This is a genomic window from Pseudidiomarina tainanensis, assembly GCF_004214835.1.
Taxonomy (GTDB): domain Bacteria; phylum Pseudomonadota; class Gammaproteobacteria; order Enterobacterales; family Alteromonadaceae; genus Pseudidiomarina; species Pseudidiomarina tainanensis.
Genome location: NZ_PIQJ01000002.1, coordinates 13,467 through 30,865 on the forward strand (window position 1 = coordinate 13,467; position 17,399 = coordinate 30,865).

16 protein-coding genes are annotated in these 17,399 nt (G+C 47.8%); 11 read left to right on the forward strand and 5 right to left on the reverse strand.

Translation table 11 applies throughout. The features are described from left to right. Positions 1 to 6: 6 nt before the first annotated feature. A complete protein-coding gene (locus tag CWI82_RS08645) occupies positions 7 to 300 on the reverse strand; it encodes a co-chaperone GroES (RefSeq protein WP_092856976.1) in 294 nt (97 codons plus the stop codon). Between the two features lie 178 nt (positions 301 to 478). On the opposite strand from CWI82_RS08645, the gene cutA reads away from it, so the two are divergent. The 11 genes from cutA to purD all read left to right on the forward strand — a co-directional run bounded on the left by cutA (position 479) and on the right by purD (position 11,193). After that, positions 479 to 802 (forward strand): divalent-cation tolerance protein CutA, encoded by a 324-nt coding sequence (cutA, locus tag CWI82_RS08650; RefSeq protein WP_165383909.1) that lies wholly within the window; start codon positions 479 to 481, stop codon positions 800 to 802. 5 nt (positions 803 to 807) lie between these two features. Then, on the forward strand, positions 808 to 2,574 hold the full coding sequence (locus CWI82_RS08655; RefSeq protein ID WP_407681428.1) for a protein-disulfide reductase DsbD: 1,767 nt from the start codon (positions 808 to 810) through the stop codon (positions 2,572 to 2,574). A gap of 145 nt (positions 2,575 to 2,719) precedes the next feature. Next, entirely contained in the window at positions 2,720 to 3,184 is a 465-nt protein-coding gene (gene aroQ / locus CWI82_RS08660; protein WP_092857575.1) for a type II 3-dehydroquinate dehydratase, read from the forward strand. A gap of 31 nt (positions 3,185 to 3,215) precedes the next feature. Next, a complete protein-coding gene (accB, locus tag CWI82_RS08665; RefSeq protein WP_092856982.1) occupies positions 3,216 to 3,674 on the forward strand; it encodes an acetyl-CoA carboxylase biotin carboxyl carrier protein in 459 nt (152 codons plus the stop codon). Between the two features lie 23 nt (positions 3,675 to 3,697). Then, positions 3,698 to 5,047: an acetyl-CoA carboxylase biotin carboxylase subunit gene (gene accC / locus CWI82_RS08670; RefSeq protein ID WP_092856984.1), complete on the forward strand. Its 1,350-nt coding sequence runs from the start codon at positions 3,698 to 3,700 to the stop codon at positions 5,045 to 5,047. A 5-nt stretch (positions 5,048 to 5,052) separates the two neighbouring features. Beyond that, complete coding sequence (gene prmA / locus CWI82_RS08675) at positions 5,053 to 5,934, forward strand: 50S ribosomal protein L11 methyltransferase (RefSeq protein WP_130203239.1); 882 nt, start codon at positions 5,053 to 5,055, stop codon at positions 5,932 to 5,934. A 124-nt stretch (positions 5,935 to 6,058) separates the two neighbouring features. Continuing rightward, positions 6,059 to 7,024 (forward strand): tRNA dihydrouridine synthase DusB, encoded by a 966-nt coding sequence (gene dusB, locus CWI82_RS08680; protein ID WP_130203240.1) that lies wholly within the window; start codon positions 6,059 to 6,061, stop codon positions 7,022 to 7,024. 18 nt (positions 7,025 to 7,042) lie between these two features. Further along, positions 7,043 to 7,336 carry a DNA-binding transcriptional regulator Fis gene (gene fis, locus CWI82_RS08685; protein WP_092593808.1) on the forward strand — a complete coding sequence of 98 codons (294 nt, stop codon included), beginning with the start codon at positions 7,043 to 7,045 and terminating at the stop codon, positions 7,334 to 7,336. A 70-nt stretch (positions 7,337 to 7,406) separates the two neighbouring features. Next, on the forward strand, positions 7,407 to 8,975 hold the full coding sequence (gene purH / locus CWI82_RS08690; protein WP_130203241.1) for a bifunctional phosphoribosylaminoimidazolecarboxamide formyltransferase/IMP cyclohydrolase: 1,569 nt from the start codon (positions 7,407 to 7,409) through the stop codon (positions 8,973 to 8,975). A gap of 68 nt (positions 8,976 to 9,043) precedes the next feature. Beyond that, positions 9,044 to 9,892 (forward strand): class I SAM-dependent methyltransferase, encoded by an 849-nt coding sequence (locus CWI82_RS08695; protein WP_130203242.1) that lies wholly within the window; start codon positions 9,044 to 9,046, stop codon positions 9,890 to 9,892. Between the two features lie 11 nt (positions 9,893 to 9,903). Further along, on the forward strand, positions 9,904 to 11,193 hold the full coding sequence (gene purD / locus CWI82_RS08700) for a phosphoribosylamine--glycine ligase (protein WP_130203243.1): 1,290 nt from the start codon (positions 9,904 to 9,906) through the stop codon (positions 11,191 to 11,193). Between the two features lie 26 nt (positions 11,194 to 11,219). Here purD and maoP read toward each other — a convergent pair whose 3' ends face one another. The 4 genes from maoP to CWI82_RS08720 form a co-directional block, all read right to left on the reverse strand. Then, positions 11,220 to 11,585 carry a DUF413 domain-containing protein gene (maoP, locus tag CWI82_RS08705; RefSeq protein ID WP_130203244.1) on the reverse strand — a complete coding sequence of 122 codons (366 nt, stop codon included), beginning with the start codon at positions 11,583 to 11,585 and terminating at the stop codon, positions 11,220 to 11,222. A gap of 121 nt (positions 11,586 to 11,706) precedes the next feature. Next, the gene (locus tag CWI82_RS08710) at positions 11,707 to 13,899 is read right to left on the reverse strand and encodes a TonB-dependent receptor domain-containing protein (protein WP_130203245.1); all 2,193 of its coding nucleotides are present in this window, start codon (positions 13,897 to 13,899) and stop codon (positions 11,707 to 11,709) included. Between the two features lie 2 nt (positions 13,900 to 13,901). Next, on the reverse strand, positions 13,902 to 15,986 hold the full coding sequence (locus tag CWI82_RS08715) for a cytochrome D1 domain-containing protein (RefSeq protein ID WP_130203246.1): 2,085 nt from the start codon (positions 15,984 to 15,986) through the stop codon (positions 13,902 to 13,904). A gap of 126 nt (positions 15,987 to 16,112) precedes the next feature. After that, entirely contained in the window at positions 16,113 to 17,399 is a 1,287-nt protein-coding gene (locus CWI82_RS08720) for an acetyl-CoA hydrolase/transferase family protein (RefSeq protein ID WP_130203247.1), read from the reverse strand.

Below are 17,399 nucleotides of genomic sequence, written 5' to 3' on the forward strand. Positions count from 1 at the left end.
TCCCTCTTAAGCTTCGATAATCGCTAGAATGTCTGACTCAGACATAATCAGGTATTCTTCACCGTCAATCTTCTGCGTTTTCACGCCATAGCTTTCGTTGAATAATACGCTGTCGCCGACTTTGACATCCAAAGCTTTCACGTCACCGTTATCCAAGATGCGACCATTGCCCACAGCAACAACCTCACCGCGCGTCGATTTCTCTGCTGCTGAACCAGTCAGCACGATACCGCCTGCAGATTTAGTTTCTGCTTCTGAGCGTTTGATGATCACACGATCATGTAAAGGACGAAGTTTCATCGTTGATAACTCCTAAACCTAAGGTTTGTGGTTGATAACTCTGCTTCAGGGATGAGCTGAAGCTGTTAAAAAATTTGTTGTGCCCCTGTTATGGGGGGTAAAAAATTGATATCAAGGTTTTCTGATAAATTTTTTTTGTTTTCGTATACTGACCAAAATTTAACGAATGGGTGTATGTATGACGACAGAATATCGTTTAGTGATTTGTAGTTGTCCTGATAAACATGTAGCCAAAGCTTTAGCAGATAAGATACTTCGCGCACGACATGCGGCATGCATCAATATTTCAGCACCCTGCACATCCATGTACTGGTGGGATGACCACATTCATGCCGATGAAGAAGTTTTGCTACAAATCAAGACAACCGTCGGTTCACTTGATGCACTATTTGAACTCATTCAAACTGCGCATCCGTACGATGTTCCAGAAATTGTGGCTCTCGCTATTACCGAGGGCTCAGAAAGCTATTTAAATTGGATTACACAGGTCACCCAATCATGAAGTCAATGTGGTTTCGAAGCTTACTTGTTATGTTGTCGCTGTGGCTGGTATTGCCATCGATTGCTGTTGCCCAGGCCCAGTTTGAACTGGGACAAGATGACCCGTTCGCCCAACAAAACCAGTTTCTACCGGTTGATGATGCATTTCAGTTCGACTTTCGTCAGCAAGGCGACGTACTCACGCTAAGTTGGGAGATTGCTGATAGCTACTATATGTACCAGCACCGGTTCGTCATCAAAACACCGGTTCAGTTGAAGCAAGAGCCACAGTTGCCAGAGGGCGAAGCTCACTTTGATGAGTTCTTCGGTGAAACAATTGTCTACCGCGAATTTGTCGAACTAACCTATCAATTAAGCCAAGCGAGCCCTGATCAAGCGTTTACTATTTCATATCAAGGTTGTGCTGATGCTGGCTTATGTTATCCGCCCACTGAAAAGACCATTTATCTCAACGCTGTGAAAGGCGATGGTTCAGTCGCCATTGATTTCCAGCAGGTCACCGAAAATTCGCAACAAACCACTTCATCGACATTTTTTGATGCGATCATCGAGAAGCCCTTATGGCTAGTTTTATTGCTCTTTGTAGTGCTGGGTATTGGTTTGGCGTTTACCCCATGTGTATTGCCGATGTATCCGATTATTTCCGCGATCATTATGGGACAGACTGGCGCCGGCACTAGCCAACCAAAGCAACTAAGTACCCACCGCGCTTTCACCTTAAGCCTTGCGTACGTACAAGGCATGGCCATTACTTATTCGGTATTAGGAGTGGTCGTTGCACTGGCAGGATTACGCTACCAAGCGATGCTACAACATCCTGCAATACTCATTACCTTAGCAGTCGTGTTTGTGCTGCTTGCGCTAAGTATGCTTGGCGCCTACACATTACAATTACCACAACGATGGCAAAATTACCTCAATCAGCTCAGCCAATCACAACGCGGTGGCGCGCATCGTAGCGTGTTCACCATGGGAGCAATTTCTGGGTTAATCGCTTCACCATGTACTACCGCGCCGCTATCAGGCGTACTTTTGTTTATTGCGCAATCGGGTGACCTCACCATTGGCGCCGCCGTTCTCTACGCCTTAAGTGTGGGTATGGGACTCCCGTTACTGGCTTTCGGTGTTACTGGCGGCAAGCTGCTGCCAAAAGCTGGTGCGTGGATGAATACCATCAAACGGGTGTTCGGAGTGGTGTTGTTGGGCGTTGCCATTGTGCTAGTCGAGCGACTAATTCCCTACGTTGTTGCTGATTGGCTCTGGGTTATCTTTATTGCAGCAAGTGCGGCTTATTTAATTCAAGCCGATGTCCGTGAGCTTTCTCGGAAAGTCGCAGCTCGTTTCGTCGCTATTTGGATTATCATCGGTGGCGTACTTTTATATAGCTGGTGGCCACAGTCACACCACACGCTGCCGTTTGTTCAAGTGTCATCGGTTGCTGAAATTCAACAGCAATTAGCAACGGCAGCTCGTAATGATCAGGTTGTGATGCTGGATCTTTATGCCGATTGGTGCGTTGCGTGTAAAGAATTTGAACGGGACACGTTCTCTGCCGAACAGGTAGCCAATGCAACAGCGGATGTTGTGCTATTGCAGGCCGATGTAACCGCTAATACAGCATCAAACAATGCCATTTTAAGCGAATATCAAGTGCTCGGCTTGCCGACAATTCTGTTCTTTAAAGCAGAACAGGAAATAAATCGCTCGCGGGTGACTGGGTTTATGTCGGCAGAAAACTTCGCTGAACACATCGAAGAGTTAAAAACACGTTAAAACTTGCAGCGAACGGCGGTGATAAGACCAGTATTTTGCTGCTTATTTTCATTTTTTCACTATAATGCTGAATTAGGTGTTGAATTAGAGGCCGAACTTGGCCTCTAATATCAATCTTGATACGTTCGCAGCAGATCGCAGCATTATGACAGCAAATAACGATAAAAAATTCAGAGTGCTTCTACTCAACGGCCCTAACTTGAACTTGTTAGGTACGCGTGAGCCAGAAATCTATGGCAGCGACACCCTCGATAAGATTGAGCATCGCTTACGCGAACACGCTGAGTCAATGGGCATCACCCTTGATTGCCGGCAATCCAATGCCGAGCACCAGTTGATTGACTGGGTTCATGAAGCGCGCACATCACACGTCGATTACATCATTATTAACCCTGGCGCCTACACACACACTAGCATCGCTTTGCGTGATGCATTGGCTGGGGTAGCAATACCATTTACTGAAATACATCTTTCCAATATTCACGCTCGCGAAGAATTTCGTCAGCATTCCTTTTTAGCCGATGTTGCTGTTGGTGTGATTTGTGGTTTCGGTGCGCAAGGTTATGACTTTGCGTTACAAGCCGCCAAGCACTTTTTAAGCAAGCAATAACGAACACAAACCATTGGGGTCATAACAGATCATGGATATTCGTAAAATTAAAAAACTGATCGAACTGGTCGAAGAATCAGGCATTGCCGAGTTAGAAATCACTGAAGGTGAAGAGTCAGTACGTATTCACCGCGGCGGTAGCCACAGTGCTCCGATGCACTATCAACTGCCACCACAACAAATGATGGCAGCGCCAGCTCCTGCTCCGGCTTCAGCACCAGCTGCGGCTGAAGCGCCTGCGGCACCTGAGTTATCAGGTCACGTAGTGAAATCACCAATGGTTGGTACCTTCTATGCGGCCCCAGCACCAGGTGCAGCAGACTTCGTTAGCGTTGGTCAACAAGTAAAAGCTGGCGATACGCTATGTATTGTTGAAGCCATGAAGATGATGAACCAAATTGAAGCCGATAAAGGCGGGGTGGTGAAGCAAATTCTTGTTGAGAACGGCGAGCCGGTCGAATTCGACCAACCTCTGTTTGTCATCGAATAAATATATCGACACAGGACATCGTCATGTTAGATAAGGTAGTGATTGCAAACCGAGGCGAAATTGCGCTGCGTATTCTGCGCGCTTGTAAAGAACTCGGTATCAAGACGGTCGCAGTGCATTCCACTGTGGACCGCAATTTGAAGCATGTGTTGTTGGCGGATGAATCGATTTGTATCGGCAACGGTCCATCAACGGATAGCTATTTGAATATTCCGCGCATTATCAGTGCGGCAGAAATCACCGATGCAGCAGCAATTCATCCAGGCTACGGCTTCTTGGCGGAAAATGCCGATTTTGCTGAGCAAGTGGAAAACTCAGGATTTATCTTTGTTGGCCCAACCGCTGATGTAATTCGCCTGATGGGTGATAAAGTATCCGCGATTGAAGCAATGAAGAAAGCTGGCGTTCCATGCGTACCAGGTTCTGGTGGCCCGCTTGGTGATGACGATGCGACAAATATTAAGATTGCTAAACGCATTGGTTATCCAGTGATTGTAAAAGCAGCTGGTGGTGGTGGTGGCCGCGGTATGCGCGTTGTTCGTAAAGAAGACGAGTTACTGCGCGCAATTAGCACAACCAAAGCTGAAGCTGGTGCAGCCTTTGGTAATTCGATGGTGTACATGGAAAAATTCCTAGAGAATCCTCGTCACATCGAAATTCAAGTACTTGCTGATGGTCAGGGCAACGCCGTTTATTTAGGTGAGCGCGACTGTTCAATGCAGCGTCGCCACCAGAAAGTCGTTGAAGAAGCCCCAGCACCAGGTGTCACACCTGAAATGCGTAAGTTCATTGGTGAGCGCTGTGTGAAGGCTTGTATTGAGATCGGTTACCGCGGTGCCGGTACCTTCGAATTCTTGTACGAAAACGGTGAGTTCTATTTCATTGAAATGAATACCCGTATTCAGGTAGAGCATCCGGTGACTGAAATGATCACGGGCATCGACCTAATTAAAGAGCAACTGCGTGTTGCTGCCGGTCGTCAATTGTCTATCTCGCAAGAAGATATCGTGATTCGTGGGCATGCGATTGAATGTCGTATCAACGCTGAAGATCCAAACACGTTCGTACCGTCGCCCGGTTTGATCTCACGCTTCCATCCGCCAGGTGGTCTTGGTGTGCGTTGGGATTCACATGTTTACGCAGACTACAAAGTGCCGCCAAACTACGACTCTATGATTGGTAAGCTCATTACTTACGGTGAAAACCGTGATGTTGCGATTGCTCGTATGCGTAATGCACTCAGTGAGTTAATCATTGAAGGTATTAAAACCAACGTGCCGTTGCAAAAAAATATTATGGCTGACGAGAACTTCCAGCATGGTGGCACGAATATCCACTATCTGGAGAAGAAACTTGGTATGGGTGGTCACTAAACCCGATGCCTTGGATTCAATTAACTGTTTCAGCGCCTGAAAAGCATGCCCCCAACATTGGGGACATGCTTGAAGGCAACGGCGCTATGGCCGTAACCTACCGCGATGCACAAGATAATCCGATTTTTGAACCACCTCTTGGCGAGCTCGTTTATTGGCAAGAAACACTGGTCACTGGTTTATTCCCTGCGGAAACCAACTTAGCGCCAGTTATCGAGAATTTGAAGAAATCGAGTTACTTCAAAGACGGATTTAACTACAAAACCGACCAATTAGAAGACAAAGATTGGGAACGCGAGTGGATGGATAACTTCCACCCGATTCAATTTGGCAAGCGCTTATGGGTTTGCCCAACTTGGCGTGAAATTCCCGATCCGGCGGCTGTTAATATCATGCTTGATCCCGGCATGGCATTTGGCACCGGCACACACCCCACAACCGCACTATGTTTAGGATGGTTAGATGGACAAGACCTTGCTGATAAAACTGTGGTCGATTTTGGCTGTGGTTCCGGTATTTTAGCCATTGGTGCGTTATTACTCGGTGCTAAACGAGCCGTTGGTATTGATATTGATAAACAAGCTTTGCTAGCGAGCATGGAAAATGCAGAGCGCAACGGTGTCGCCGAGCAACTTGAAGTTTATCTACCAAGTAACCAACCAACGCTCAAAGCCGACGTAGTCGCCGCCAATATTCTTGCCGGACCATTACAGGAACTTGCTCAAGTTATTACAGATTATGTCGCCGAAGGTGGTGAACTCGTCATGTCTGGCATACTCGAACGACAGATCCCTGCCGTGCAGGCAGCGTATCAAGAGCATTTTGAATTCAGCCCGCCACAGGTCAAAGATGGCTGGGTAATGCTCCACGCCCAGCGCAGACTGTAATATTCCTGCAATTTGTCAAGAGCAAAAAGTACAAAAAAGGCGGCTTTTGTACAAATTACAGCCTTTTCTTTAGCCGCCAAATTCCCTAAAATTTCCCACCCTTGAGTTGCACAGTTTTTAACCGATGCGGATCGGACCATATCAATTAGACAATCCAGTAATACTTGCGCCAATGGCGGGAGTAACCGACCTTCCCTTTCGACGTTTGTGCCGAGAGTTGGGAGCAGGGTTAACGGTGTCTGAAATGTTATCGAGCAATCCGTTGGTGTGGGATACCAAGAAATCACGTGACCGTATGGAGCACGCAGATGAGCCAGGTATTCGAGCAGTGCAAATTGCAGGTTCTGAGCCAGAGTTGATGGCAGCTGCGGCAATTCACAACGTGAATAATGGCGCACAGATTATTGATATCAACATGGGTTGCCCTGCAAAAAAGGTAAACAAAAAGTTAGCGGGCTCTGCCTTGCTGCAATATCCACAGCTGGTTGAAGAAATTATATCAGCGGTGGTGGCAGCAGTTGATGTGCCCGTTACGCTAAAAATACGTACGGGCTGGGATCCAGACAATCGCAACGGTGTAGCAATAGCTAAGATTGCTGAGCGACTTGGTATTCAATCGCTAGCCGTTCATGGCAGAACTCGCGCATGTATGTACAAAGGCAACGCAGAATACGACACCATTCGAGCTATTAAAGAGTCGGTTCGTATTCCAGTGGTTGCTAATGGTGATATCACCACGCCTGAGAAGGCGAAACAGGTTCTTGAGTATACCGGCGCCGATGCCATCATGATTGGCCGCGGTGCACAGGGGAATCCGTGGTTGTTTCGCGAAATTGCGCACTACTTGGCAACTGGTGAACAACTGCCGCCACCAAATGCAGATGAAGTTTGTGATGTGGTCATTCGCCATGTTCGCAACCTTCACAACCACTATGGTGACTATAGCGGTGTTCGGATTGCCCGAAAACATGTGGGTTGGTACTTACAACAGCAACAACCTGCGTCAGCTTTTCGTCGGGAGTTTGTCAGCATTGAAGATGCTAACGAACAACTAAATGCCCTGACGAAGTTTTTTGCAACAGTAAACTAGAAGAGATAGAGCGCACCTATGTTTGATCAAAACGCAAATCGTGATCCGATTTCTCCATTTACCACAATTGGTAACAATGCTCAGCCGAAACCGCTGCGTGATTCGGTAAAGCAGGCGTTGAATTCATTTTTGAAACAGCTTGACGGACACGATCCTGAAGAGCTATATGAATTAGTGCTCGCTGAAGTAGAAGCTCCATTATTGGAAGAGGTCATGACCTACACGCGTGGTAATCAAACCCGCGCCGCAACGATGCTCGGCATCAACCGCGGTACTTTGCGTAAGAAGCTGAAAAAATACGGCATGAACTAAGTGCCCCCGGAAAAAGAGCGCCTTGTGTGCTCTTTTTTTCTTTGTAAGACATCAGAAAGGTAGAGCAACCATGCAACATCGTCCTATTCAACGCGCCCTTTTAAGTGTTTCCGACAAAACTGGAATCGTCGCTTTTGCACAAGCGCTCGTGCAACGCGGCGTCGCTATCTTATCAACCGGCGGCACAGCAAAATTACTTCGTGAGCATCAAGTACCGGTAACCGACGTCTCGGAGCACACGGGACAACCTGAAATTATGGACGGTCGCGTGAAGACCCTGCATCCGAAGATTCATGGCGGCATTTTGGCGCGTCGCGACGTGGACCAGCAGGTTATGGCTGAACAAAATATTGCGCCAATCGATTTGGTTGCGGTGAATCTCTATCCATTTGCTGAAACCGTTGCGGATGAAAATTGCTCACACGAAGATGCCGTTGAAAATATCGATATCGGCGGTCCTACGATGGTTCGCGCCGCGGCTAAAAATCATCGCGATGTGACCATTGTTGTGAATACAAACGATTATGACCGTGTGATTGCCGAGATGGATGCAAACCAAAACAGTCTGACATTTGATACGCGTTTTGACCTCGCAATTAAAGCCTTTGAGCATACGGCACAGTATGATGGCATGATTGCCAATTACTTCGGTGCTCGTCTGCCGCAACAAGAAAGCAAGTTTCCAAGAACCTTTAATGTTCAGTTTGAGAAGAAACAAGATTTGCGTTATGGCGAAAATAGCCATCAACAAGCGGCTTTCTATGTCGAATCGAAGCCAACAGAAGCTTCTGTTGCAACCGCCGTGCAATTGCAGGGAAAGGAACTATCGTTCAACAATATCGCTGACACTGATGCGGCGCTTGAATGTGTGAAATCATTTGAGCAACCGGCTTGTGTGATTGTGAAACACGCGAACCCATGTGGTGTTGCGATTGGTGATACACCGTTGGCCGCATATGAGCGGGCTTTTAAAACGGACCCGACATCAGCATTCGGTGGCATTATTGCCTTTAACCGTGAGCTCGACGTTGATACAGCTAAAGCAATTGTTGATCGCCAGTTCGTTGAAGTGATTATTGCCCCAGTCGTCAGCCCAGCGGCGCGCGATGTGGTAGCGAGTAAAGCGAATGTGCGCCTCTTGGAGTGCGGTCAGTGGCCAGACAAGCATAGCGCTAGCCTTGATTACAAGCGCGTGAATGGCGGCTTGTTAGTGCAAGATAATGATCAAGGCGAAATTACCCTTGATGATCTGAAAGTTGTGACCGAGAAGCAGCCGACTGAAGCGCAATTACAAGATTTGTTGTTCTGCTGGAAAGTTGCCAAATTTGTTAAATCAAACGCGATTGTGTACGCCCGTGATGGCATGACAATTGGTGTTGGTGCCGGCCAAATGAGCCGCGTATACAGTGCCAAGATTGCTGGTATTAAAGCTGCCGATGAAAACTTAGAAGTGCCTGGTTCAGTAATGGCTTCAGATGCGTTTTTCCCATTCCGCGATGGTATTGATGCAGCAGCCGCTGCGGGTATTACCGCAATTATTCAACCTGGCGGTTCAATTCGTGATGACGAAATCATTGCGGCCGCGAACGAACACGGTATTGCCATGGTGTTTACCGGCATGCGCCACTTCCGTCACTAACGGATTCGTTTGCCGAAATGGCTAGCACGGTTTAGGATGAAGCTATCTTATAGCTAAGGAGCAAGATAATGACTGCACGTACTCGTCTGTTAAATCTGTTGTTCATTCCTCTTACCGTGCTAAGCCTGAACGCTTGTTCGGAATCAGCGCAAGCAAATTCAGCAAATGCGGATGCATTGCAACAAGCGATTAACTCTGAAGCTCGCTCAGAGCGTAATAAAGCCCGCGATGAATTTCGTCATCCCGCTGAAACGTTAGCGTTTTTTGGTGTTGAGCCAACCTCTACCGTGGTTGAGATTTCTCCTGGTGGCGGGTGGTATACCGAAATCCTAGCACCGTATTTGAAAGACAAAGGGTTACTTTACGCAGCGCATTTCCCAGCAAACAGTAGCAGTGAATATTATCAGCGTTCACGCCAAGCATTTATAGATCGCGTCGCTAACGACGCTGCATTTAATGCAGTCGTTGTAACCGAATTCGCCCCCATGGGCGACAGCGTTATTGCACCACCAGCAAGCGCTGATATGGTGCTGACGTTCCGTAACCTGCACAACTGGTATATGGGCGGTGGTGAAGAGGCGGTAAAGAATGCGTTTACGCAGTTTTATAACGCGTTAAAGCCAGGTGGTGTGTTAGGCGTTGTTGATCATCGCTTGCCAGAGTCACGCTCAGACGAAGATATGGCGAGCTCCGGCTACATGAAAGAAAGCTTTGCAGTTGCCATGGCGAAGGCAGCCGGTTTTGAACTAGTAGAGAGCAGTGCTATCAACAGCAACCCGAAAGATACTGCCGATCATCCTCGCGGCGTCTGGACACTACCACCGACCTTGCGCTTAGGCGACGAAGAGCGAGAGAAATATACTGCAATTGGTGAAAGCGATCGCTTCACTCTGAAATTTGTAAAACCTAAATCGTAACGAGAGAGTTCATGAACGTATTGGTAATTGGCGGCGGTGGTCGCGAACATGCATTAGCTTGGAAAGCAGCGCAGTCAAACGCTGTTGAAATGGTTTATGTTGCACCCGGAAATGCGGGCACAGCAACTGAATCAGGCATCGAGAATGTGGCGATTGCCGCTGATGACATTGATGCTTTACTCGCTTTCGCACAAGACAAGAATATCGGTTTGACGATTGTCGGCCCAGAAGCTCCGCTTGTACTTGGTGTAGTCGATAAGTTTACCGCCGCTGGTTTATCAATATTTGGCCCAACGCAAGCAGCTGCTCAGTTGGAAGGCTCGAAAGCGTTTAGTAAAGATTTTTTAGCGCGTCACAATATCCCAACAGCTGCTTACGGTAACTTCACCGACATTGATGCGGCGAAAAATTATGTTCGTGAACACGGTACACCTATTGTGATTAAGGCCGACGGTCTGGCTGCAGGCAAAGGCGTTATTATTGCAGAGACTGAAGCTGAAGCGTTCGCCGCAATTGACGATATGCTCGCCGGTAATCGTTTTGGTGAAGCTGGTAGCCGAGTTGTCATCGAAGAGTTTTTAGTAGGTGAAGAGGCCAGCTTTATTGTCATGGTTGATGGCAAAACAGCGTTACCATTTGCGTCAAGCCAAGACCATAAAGCCCGTGATAATGGTGATAAAGGCCCAAATACCGGTGGTATGGGCGCTTATTCACCTGCCCCAGTGGTTACGCCTGTGGTACATGACTGGGTGATGCAACATGTCATTCAACCAACCGTTGAAGGAATGTCAGCAGAAGGCAATCCTTATACTGGCTTCCTCTACGCAGGATTGATGATTGCGCCAGACGGTACAGCCAAAGTACTTGAGTTTAATTGTCGTTTCGGTGACCCGGAAACACAGCCGATTATGTTGCGCTTACGTTCAGATTTAGTCGAACTTTGTCAATTAGCTTGTGCTGGCGAGCTCGCGGGTCAAAGTATCGATTTTGATCCACGTGCAACGGTCGGTGTTGTGATGGCCGCCGGTGGTTACCCTGATAGCTACGCGAAGGGCGATGTCATTACTGGCATTGAAGCAGCTGAGGCAAACGGCGCTAAAGTTTTCCACGCTGGTACCAAGCGAAACGAGCATGGTGAGCTGGTGACTGCCGGTGGGCGTGTTCTATGCGTCACCGCAATTGGTGACAGCGTCACCGACGCGCAACAGCAAGCTTATGCAGCACTTCACAAAATAAACTGGAATAACGTTTATTTCCGCACCGATATTGCACATCGTGCAATTAGACGCGAACAAGCCTAAAAAAAAGCGCCGTAAAGGCGCTTTTTTTAATCTTCTACAACGATATCGTCGTCATCACTACCACTGATTTCAAATGCTTCATCAGTGTAGCGACTGCGGCCGTACATACTGCCTACTTTCGGACGATTGATACGCGCTTGATATTTCGACCAAGCTTTTTCAACTGCCGTATCCGCTGCTTTTTCGCCGCGCGCTACGGCTAACATTGATTGTTCTTCGGCTGATTCAGGTTCAAGCTCACCACTCATCAACGCCGCAATCAAACTGCCGTGTTTTGCTAACAGCTCACTTTCGCGAATTGAAAAATCGCCCGAACGAGCAAAGCCGTACGGGTAGTTTTTGAAGTCGTTAAACGGCTTCTTCATAATTTGATCACGGTTCATTGTTGCCATTGTGTGCCCATCCTCCAGACCAACAACTACAGGTAAACGGTAACGCCTCTTTGCGTCACTGACGATATAGAGGCGAAACCGTAAGTTGTCAACAATTTTCGAATTTTTTTACGTATTTAATTTAGAACCGATAATAAACGGATGCGCCGAAACTACGCCCCGCTTCAGCTAATACCGGTAATGATGGATCATCGATTGGCATTCCACTAACCCGGGCATTTCGCCAGTAACGCTTATCTGTCAGGTTAAATAGGCCTGCCGTTATGTTCAGATCGGGCGTGACGTACCAACGTGAAAGCCAATCGAAGGTTGCATAGCCAGGTGCTGAGAATAATGGGCTGTCTGCCTCATCGAGTAATGCGCGCTGACCTCGCACAGCGGTTAGCACCAATCGCGTATCCCAATCTTGGGCTTCATATTGAAGTTCGGCGATGATACGAGGCGGTGTTACATCAGCCAAATCACGACCACTTTCACGGTCTTCTCCACGGCTATATTCAGCGCTTATCGCGCTTGACCATGCCGCTGACCACTGTTGTTCCCAATTTGCTTCTATACCCTCAATCACGACCTTGTCGCGGTTAATCGACTGGAAAATCAATAGTTGACGGGCAGGGTCGAATCCCAATGATGCTCGGCTTTGAATAAAGTCACTATAGCGGTTGTGATAAGCCGTTATTGACCACTGAGTATCGCTATCTCGACCGCGGAAACCGGTTTCAAAAGCGTAGCCACGCTCTGCTTTCAAATCAGGGTTGGCAATCGCCAGCACTCTAAATTGCGGATAATACAGACCGATATTGACGTCAGAAAACGGCGGCGCACGATAGCCACGAGCATACTGAGCAAACCATTCGGAGTTATCCGATACTGACCAAATCATACCGAGCTTGGGCAGCCAGGCGTCATGTGTCAGATCAGTCACTTCCGAGTCTGGATAACGCTCCGAAAACAGAGCATCGTCACGCGTTCGTAATTTGTAATGCTCGTAGCGTATACCCGGACTAACAGTCGGTCCGTTATCCCATAATTCGAATTCATCGTGCAGATAAACACCGAGTTCCGTCACTCGGCTTCGAGGGAAGTCTCGCAGCGGAAACGTTTCACCTAACAATGTTTTCGTTGTTTCGTTCGTTACCAAATTCGTTTGCGCTGCATCTCGCTGATCTTCTAGAGTTGAACTCATCAATTCAAAACCATAGCCGATTCGGTGACGCGTATTGGCCAACTCAGTATCAGTTTCAAGATCGGCTCCGATCCCCGTTGTTGTTTGCTCAAAATCAAACAACCGCTCGATATCCAAAGGCTCGGGTAAAAGCATTCGTTGCTCAAAAGAGTCTTGCTCAATTTCCGTCGCTTGATGGTATAAGCGCCAGCTACCGCGATCAATCCATGCCATCGGATCAAGATTGAGTTCTGCCAATAAGCGGTACTGTTGACGACTATCTTCACCAAGCAAACTTGTGGTTGCGCTGAGTCGTCCGGTTCCAATAATTGATTGAACGTCTGTGTCTCGCGATTCATTCATCGCATCGAGCGTAAACTGCCATTCACCCAAATAAGTATCAGTTTCAGCACTAACCAACAATGCTTGCTGACGTCTTTGTTGCTCGTCGCGTAAAGCATCTGCTAAATCAGCCGAGCGAACATCTTCGCCGTATTGAATAGCTCCAGCTAATAGCAATCGAGTACCACCATCACCGAATGCTGTTGCTCCCATCAGGTTGGCACGATGACTGTCGGTGTTAAAGCCGGCTTGTAATCGTGAACCTCGCTTACCATTAAGTAATACGTCTTCCGCATCTAGCAAATGAACGGCGACCACACCACCTAAGGCTTTGCTACCATACATTGTGGATGCCGGACCGCGTAAAATTTCAACGCGACTAGCTAACCCTAATTCGAGCAAACCTCGCCCGGTATCTGAATAACTTCCAACTGCAAAGTAATCGGCTACCGGAACTTGATCGATTACGACTGCGGTGCGGTTACCGCCAATACCACGTATACGAAAACCGCTGTTACCAAACCGGCTGCTATCGTCATCGAGCTCTACTCCTGGTTGATACCGAACTAAGTCGGCAGCGCTAATAACGAGATCGCGTTGTAAGTCATCTTCGTCAATGATCGTTACTGTACCCGCCACCTCGGAAAGTTGGCGTGGTTGCCGATGGGCAACCACGGTAATCACTTCCATGTCAGCGTTTTGCTGAGTTGTTGCTGCTTCATTCACATCTTGTGGTAAAGCCAGTGTTAACTGGGGCATTAACCCTAATGCCCCAGCCACAACACCAGCAAGTGCTGTATATTTCACGCTTAGTACACCTCGTTCCGTGTGTTGTAGTTATTGAACTTGCCAGTAGGAGTGACCATTTTCTCTCCTTTAATGACATGTTTCAGCTTGCGTGTTTTATCGTCGACGATAACAATCGCTGATTCTTCTTCTTGACCACTCCATACCGAGAACCAAACTTCGTCACCAGCCATATTGTACTCTGGCTGAACGATACGTTTCGGGCCTGGACCTAAATCCGCCCATTCGGCAATCGGTAACGTTTTATAACCAGCGTCTAGGTTGTTGATATCAAATACAGCAACGGATTGGGCAACTTTGGCATCTGGGTTAAATGGTGTATCAACCCACAAGTTATTTGATTTCGGGTGAGTTTTAATGAATAACGAACCACCGCCTTGCCCCTCTAACACACGGACAACTTTAAACGCATGGTCTTTGTGCTTCTCAGGGTCGGTACCAATTAACGTGATATCGGCGTTACCTAAGGCGCTTGTCGCCCAGACTGGACCATACTTCGGATCAACAAAGTTGGCGCCACGACCAGGGTGCGGAATACGTTTCACCGGAATTAATGCCTCCAGCTCACGATCTTGCGCATCGACAACGGCGATGGTGTCATTTTCATTCGCTGCGGTCATAAAATAGCGACCTGAACGATCCCAACCACCATCATGTAAGAATGGTGCTGCGTCGATGGTAGTGACCTGTAAGTTATCGATATCGGAATAATTCACCAGCTTAATTTGGCCGGTTTCTTTCACGTTAACAATAAACTCAGGATGTTTATGCGAACCCACAATGGCGGCAACACGAGGTTCTGGATGATACTCTTGCGTATCAACCGTCATACCACGCGTTGAAACGATTTTATGTGGCTCTAACGATTCACCATCCATCAACACGTAGTGCGGAGGCCAGTAGGCGCCAGCGATTGCAATTTTATCTTCATAGCCTTTGTAGCGAGAGTTCTCAACCGAACGCGCCTCTAGACCAATCTTGATTTCGGCAACAACTTGCGGTGGGTTCATATACAAATCGATTAGGTCAATTTTGCCATCTCGGCCAATCGTCGTGAAGTAACGACCAGAGCTTGAAGCACGGGAAATATGAACCGCATAACCGGTTTTCACATAATTCAGTACCTTCTTGCTCGCACCGTCAATAATGGCAACCTCACCAGCATCACGGAGCGTCACAGCGAACATATTATCGACATCATAATTATGCTGTGGCTTTTTCGGACGATCTTCTGGCTTAACGTGTACCACCCAAGACTCTTTCATGTCCTTCATACCCCACTCCGGCGGGGTTGGTGGCTCATGTTGTAAGAACCGCGCCATCATATCGATGTCTTTTTCGCTCAGTTCTCCGGACGTGCCCCAGTTTGGCATACCACCTGGCGAACCAAAGTTGATTAACGCTTTAAGGTAATCGGTGCCTTTCTTCTGGGTGATATCGGTGGTTAACGGCAAACCTGTTGCCCCTTTACGCAACACACCGTGACACCCAGCACACCGCTGGAAATAAATTTCCTGTGCCTTAGCAAATTCCTCTTCGCTGATATCCGGCGCGCCTGGAGTTTTCACCATTTTTCCGCCAGAAACAGCCGATGGAGCGCCTTTATAACTGACTTCAGCAGCGGTTGAGCCTTGATGCGGCTGACCTCCCGCGCGATCTTTTAAGCCCAGATCAACGCGAACTTGCTCCACTTCATCTTCGGTTACTTCACCACCTTTATTGCCCCAACTTGATAAAACATAGTTGGCAATATCAGCAATATCTTCATCGCTAATATGTTGCATGGGCGGCATGACAGCATTGTATTTCTGACCATTTACTTCCAGCGGACCGGACATGCCTTTTAAAATAGTTCGCACCACGTGCAGCTTATCATCAACGACATGTGGGTTACCGGCAAGCGGAGGGAAAGCGCCCGGCAAACCTTGCCCATTGGGTTGATGACAAGCCTGGCAGTTCGCCTCATAGGCCTTTTTACCATCATCCGATGCAACGGCAACTGAGCTTCCTGCTGTTAGTAGCAACCCTGTTACTACTGCAAGCGTAGACAGTTTCGGGTACAACTTAGTTATCGTACTAGGTTTCATTAGATGTCCTCCTTGTGGATCATCGAGAAATGAGACTACCTTGTCTGATAGTAAGCCTAGTACATGATTAAATTTTGATCTATGTCACTGAAGGGAGTGCGGTTATTGTGCTTTCGTGAGTACCTCTTACGAGGTACGCACGCGCAATCCCCAATCTTCCCAAGCTTGTTTTGCCAGTTGTTCGCGAAATTGTGGGGCAGCAATATGGATGAGTGCTTCGGCTCGTTCTGTCAGACTCTTCGCGCGCAAATTAGCGACACCAAATTCAGTTACCACATAGTGTACATGGGCACGAGTTGTTACCACACCAGCGCCAGGATTCAGCATGCTGCTGATACGAGAAACCTGACCACCGCAAGCTGTTGCTGGTAGAGCAATCACTGAGCGACCGCCTTCCGATAAACTGGCGCCGCGCACAAAATCCATTTGTCCGCCCACGCCGGAATAGATTTTGGTTCCCATTGAATCAGCGCAAACTTGCCCACTCAAATCGATTTGCAACGCGCTGTTAATGGCCATGACTTGTTTGTTTTGGCGAATCACCGAAGTGTCATTGGTATATTCCACGTCTAAAAACGCGACCAATGGATTATCATCAACAAAATCATAAAGTTGCTGGCTGCCCATGGCGAACGTGGTAACAATACGTCCCCGGTGTTTACGTTTGCGCGAATTATTAATTACGCCACTCTCAACCAGCGGCAACACGCCATCCGAGAACATCTCAGTATGAATTCCCAAATCTCTATGATTACCTAAGCAACGCAACGTCGCATCTGGAATAGCACCGATGCCCATTTGTAGACAATCGCCATCATTAATCAGGCTTGCTACACGCTCGCCAATTTGCGTGGTTACTGCTGATTGCTGCGGTTGTGCATGCAGTGGCAAGCTCGCTTCTGCTTCAAAATAGCGATCGATTTGCTTCAGCGAAATAAAGGAATCGCCATGGGTGCGTGGCATCCGCGGATTAATCCAGGCAATAACTTTTCGTGCCACCTGCAACGCGGCTCGCGTTGCTTCAACGGAAATGCCCAGACTGCAGTTACCATGGGCATCGGGTGGCGACACCTGAATTAGCACGGCGTCCAAAGGCTGTTCACCCGAGCGAAATAATTTAGGAATTTCAGACAAGAACATTGGCACATAATCAGCCAAACCTTCATTCACAGCAGCGCGCGTTGACTTACCGACAAAGAACGCGCGTTGACGAAGATGCCCTTTCAGGTTTGGGTCACTTAAAATCTCACTATGTTCAGTATGCAACTGTAATAACGTTAAATTTTTACGAGAAAGGGCAACCTCGGCTAGCCCTTCAAGAAGCTTATATGGTGTTGCGGCCATGGATTGGCACCAGATCACATCATTATCTTCCAGAATATGTAGCGCTTCTTGTGCATTTTGAACGAGCAT